Consider the following 4,039-nt stretch of genomic DNA (forward strand, 5'->3'; position numbering starts at 1 on the left):
TTTGGGGTCGGGCAAGGCGCCAGCCGGCATCGCGGTGGCACGGGCGGCGTCGAGGCCGGCTGCTTGCGCCGCCAATTGCGGTGCATTGCGTTCGGCGATCTCCAGAGCGGCTTTGTAACTCAAAGGGGCGGCCCGACTGGTCAGGGGCAGCAGGGCGAGTACCGAGGCGGCCAGGGGGCGCCAGGGCAAGGTAAAGCGGGAAGGCATGATCCAACTCCGGGGTGCAGCACGTCGCCGGCAAGGCAAGACATGCGGAAGTCCGGCCGAAGGTGGCGGCCGGTGCAGACATCAGGGAGTCAGGCGAGTATTGGCGGGCGCCAGACGCCGGTCGGACCGGCGGTGGCGAAAAAGGATGGCGTACCGGCGACGCGCGGTGAGGTGTTCAGTACTGGCGCCACCGACACGGCTACGACGGGCTGAGCTTGTACGCCGGATGGGCATTGCTGGCCCATTTTGCAGGGACTGTCGACTTTGCCGTGGGCGGCCTTGTCCGCGCAGCAGTCTGCATGATCGCCTGCTTGCACCGTCGCCTGCATCGGGCACGGCTGCGCCGCCGGCAAGACAACACCGGCCCAGCCCATGACGGGTAGCGCGATGGCGAGCAGCAGGATCAACAGATGGCGCAGGAACGGTCTCATGTCGAGCTTTGTCGGGCAAGCAGGCTCAAAGTTGCACGGTATGCATTGTAGTTGCAGTCGACCGCAAAGGGACGGCCCATGGCGTCTTGGTCGGGAGGCGGTACACGAGCTTACGCTCGCCCATCGAAGCACCGCGCTCCGGTAGCGCCCTCTTGATCTGGCGCAATGGCCTTTCTGCCACCAGGCCTACGATAACCATCACGCCCAATGCCTGTATGGAATGCACCAGTACAACGCTAAACAGTTACCAGGAGCTAAAGACATGAGAACCCTTGTACTTGCAGCCACGATCATGGCTGTCACCGCCTTGTCCTCGGGCATTCCCGCGCAAGCTGCCACTGCGGCTGATCAGGGCAGCAAGGCCAAGGCCGCCGCTGTGAATCCCGCCGAATTCGACAAGCGCATGGCGCAAATCCAGGAGCACATGAAACAGATGCAGGCGCAAATGGAAAAGATTAGGCAAACCCAGGATCCGCAGGAGCGACAGCAGCTGCTACAGGACCATTGGTCCTCCATGCAGGCAGCGATGACCACCATGAACAGTATGTGGGGGCCTGGCGGTTGTATGGGCTATGTCGGCCCAACGATGGGCGGTGGAATGATGGGTAGCGGCATGATGGGCTGGGGCCATATGCGCGGCTATTACTCCGGCTTGACCCCGGAACAGCTCAAGCAGCGCCAATACATGATGGACCAGTACCTGCCGATGCAGCAGATGATGATGGACCACATGATGTGGCACCAACGCTGGATGGCGCAGCCGCCAGCCGCCCCTGACAAGAAGTAGGCCTACGTTTCTCGGCTGAACCACCGTCGCTGGCGAGGCAAGGTAGTCTGCCTTGCCAGCCATGCTGCCCCATAGCCAGTCAGGTAGCCCGCCAGCACATCGGCGGGGAAATGCGCACCCAGCCAGATACGCGAGAGACCGACCCAGAACGCGGTAAGCCCTAGTACGGCGCGGCTTCGCCTGCCGGCGTAGGGCCATAGTGTCGCTGCCACCCACATGGCAAAGGCGGCATGGCCGCTGGGGAAGCCGTAGGGTGAATCCAGCCCACCCAGCACCTGGACCCCGGCCAGTGCGACGGAGGGGCGCGGCATGGCCGTTCCGATCTTCAGCGCGGTCACGGCAACGGACAGCATGAGGAATCCGACTGCCCACATCCGCAGTCGCGGCAGGGCATCGTGCCGGAGATGTCGCCCAACCCCCGCCAGGACCAAGACGATGGGGAAGTTCCAGTAATTCCCGATGACCGATCCCAGCAGCATGATCGTATCGAACGCGGTAGCCGCGTCGGGATGGATGTGCCGGAACAGCCAGACGTTCAGGCCGCCCCAGTCATAGACAATCGTCTTGAGCATCATTTGCGCAGCAGGCGAAGGCCATTGCCCACCACCAGCAGGCTGGCCCCCATGTCGGCAAACACGGCCATCCACATCGTACCCATGCCCAGCAGGGTAAGCACCAGGAACACCGCCTTGATGCCGAGGGCCAGCGCGATGTTCTGTACCAGGATGGCGTAGGTGTCCTGCGACAGCCTGACGAAGCGGGCGATCTTGCCCAGGTCGTCGTCCATCAATGCCACGTCGGCCGTTTCAATGGCGGTATCGGTACCGGCTGCGCCCATGGCGAAGCCGATGTCGGCGCGGGCCAGGGCCGGGGCGTCGTTAATGCCATCACCGACCATGCCCACCTTGCCGGTTAATGCAAGCAACTCGACCGCACGAAGCTTGTCTTCAGGCAACTGATCGCCCTTCGCCTCGTCGATGCCGACCTGCTGCGCAATGGCTTGAGCCGTGTGCGGATTGTCGCCCGTCAGCATCGCGGTCTTGATGCCGAGTGCGTGCAGCGCCTGAATGGCCGCGCGGCTGGTGTCCTTGACGGTATCGGCCACCGCGAACAAGGCCAGCGCCTGTTGGCCATCCGTGAGTAGCAGCGTCGTCTTGCCCGCCTGCTCTAAATGATCCAGTTGCACTTCCAGTGCCGGTGAGCATACGCCCTGCTCGTGGATCAACCGATGGTTACCCAGCTGGTAGCGAATACCTGCCACCACGGCCTGCACGCCTCGGCCCGGCAAGGCAGTGAAGTCGGCAACATCATCCAGCGGCACGATGCCTTGTTGCTTGCCCGATTCCGCAATTGCCCTCGATACCGGGTGGTCCGACCGGCTTGCGAGGCTAACCGCAATCCGCACTGCCTCGTCGCCAGTCTTGGCGGCGAGTACGGCGGTATCGGTCAGGACTGGTTTGCCGTGGGTGATCGTGCCGGTCTTGTCGAGCGCCAGCCATCTGAGCTTGCGCCCTTCTTCCAGGTAGACGCCGCCCTTGATCAGGATGCCGTGGCGGGCTGCGGCGGCCAGGCCGCTGACGATGGTGACCGGGGTCGAGATCACCAGGGCGCAAGGGCAGGCGATGACCAGCAGGACCAGCGCCTTGTAGACCCAGTCGAACCAGCTGCCACCCGCCAGAAGCGGCGGCAGGATGGCGACGGCCAAAGCGATGGCGAACACCACCGGGGTGTAGACCTTGGCGAACTGGTCGACAAAGCGTTGGGTGGGCGCACGGCTACCTTGTGCCGCCTCGATAGCGTGGATGATGCGTGCCAGCGTGCTGTTACTGGCGGCAGTCGTGACCCGGAAGTCGAGGGAGCCGGCCTGATTGATGGTGCCCGCGAACACCGTGTCGCCCACCGTCTTCTCGACAGGCAGGCTTTCGCCGGTGATCGGCGCCTGGTTAACCGTTGATTGCCCTTCAACCACGATGCCGTCCAGAGCGATGCGCTCGCCCGGTTTGACCCGCACCAGGCTGCCCGGCGCCACCGAACTGGCCTCGGCATCAATCCAACGGCCGTCCACCTGTTGAACGGTGGCTGTTTCCGGTGTCAGCTGCATCAGCCCGCGCACCGCGTTGCGGGCGCGGTCGAGCGACTTGGCCTCGATCAGTTCGGCGACGGTGAACAGGAACATCACCATGGCCGCCTCGGGCCACTGGCCGAGCAGGAGCGCGCCGGTAACAGCGATACTCATCAGCGCGTTGATATTGAGGTTGCCGTTGCGTATGGCAATCCAGCCCTTGCGGTAGGTACCCAGTCCACAGGCGGCAACCGCAATGACCGCCAGTACGGCAACCAGCCAGCTAGGGAAACCGGCCCAATGCAGCGCCTCGGCGCCGACAGCGGCAAGACCGGCCAAGGCCAGTGGCCATGTTGGCTTGGCTGGTTCGGTAGGTGCCAGCGCGGCGCTGCCTACCCGCTCGGGCGTCATTCCCAGGCTGCGGATGGCAGCTTCGACCGCCGACTGTGCCTCGGCATGGTGGACCACCGTCAGCAGCCGCTGCATCAGGTTGAAATCCAAGCCAGAGACCGCGGCCATACCGCCCAGCTTCTTGCGGATCAGCGCTTCCTC

4 protein-coding genes and 1 pseudogene are annotated in these 4,039 nt (G+C 64.0%); 1 reads left to right on the top strand and 4 read right to left on the bottom strand.

The window, feature by feature from the left end; genetic code table 11:
* Together ACE3OH_RS20400 and ACE3OH_RS20405 are read right to left on the bottom strand one after the other, a co-directional pair.
* Nucleotides 1–207 (bottom strand): annotated as a pseudogene (locus ACE3OH_RS20400) (hypothetical protein); the annotation flags it as partial.
* An 89-nt stretch (nucleotides 208–296) separates the two neighbouring features.
* Nucleotides 297–638, bottom strand: coding sequence for a hypothetical protein (locus ACE3OH_RS20405; protein ID WP_374357469.1), 342 nt, complete (start codon nucleotides 636–638; stop codon nucleotides 297–299).
* Between the two features lie 220 nt (nucleotides 639–858).
* On the opposite strand from ACE3OH_RS20405, the gene ACE3OH_RS20410 reads away from it, so the two are divergent.
* Entirely contained in the window at nucleotides 859–1,425 is a 567-nt protein-coding gene (locus tag ACE3OH_RS20410; protein ID WP_374357471.1) for a hypothetical protein, read from the top strand.
* A 2-nt stretch (nucleotides 1,426–1,427) separates the two neighbouring features.
* Here the strand turns inward: ACE3OH_RS20410 and ACE3OH_RS20415 are convergent, their stop codons facing one another.
* Both ACE3OH_RS20415 and ACE3OH_RS20420 read right to left on the bottom strand, forming a co-directional pair.
* The gene (locus ACE3OH_RS20415; protein WP_374357474.1) at nucleotides 1,428–2,000 is read right to left on the bottom strand and encodes a phosphatase PAP2 family protein; all 573 of its coding nucleotides are present in this window, start codon (nucleotides 1,998–2,000) and stop codon (nucleotides 1,428–1,430) included.
* On the bottom strand, nucleotides 1,997–4,039 hold a 2,043-nt coding region (locus ACE3OH_RS20420), incomplete at its 5' end, for a heavy metal translocating P-type ATPase (protein ID WP_374357476.1). The genes ACE3OH_RS20415 and ACE3OH_RS20420, both read right to left, overlap by 4 nt.

It is taken from the genome of Chitinimonas sp., from assembly GCF_041904975.1.
In the GTDB taxonomy this organism is placed as follows: domain Bacteria; phylum Pseudomonadota; class Gammaproteobacteria; order Burkholderiales; family Chitinimonadaceae; genus Chitinimonas.

Coding starts and splice junctions, on each gene's coding strand:
- ACE3OH_RS20405 (WP_374357469.1), bottom strand. CDS start 638: ATGAGACCGTTCCTGCGCCATCTGTTGATCCTGCTGCTCGCCATCGCG.
- ACE3OH_RS20410 (WP_374357471.1), top strand. CDS start 859: ATGCACCAGTACAACGCTAAACAGTTACCAGGAGCTAAAGACATGAGA.
- ACE3OH_RS20415 (WP_374357474.1), bottom strand. CDS start 2,000: ATGATGCTCAAGACGATTGTCTATGACTGGGGCGGCCTGAACGTCTGG.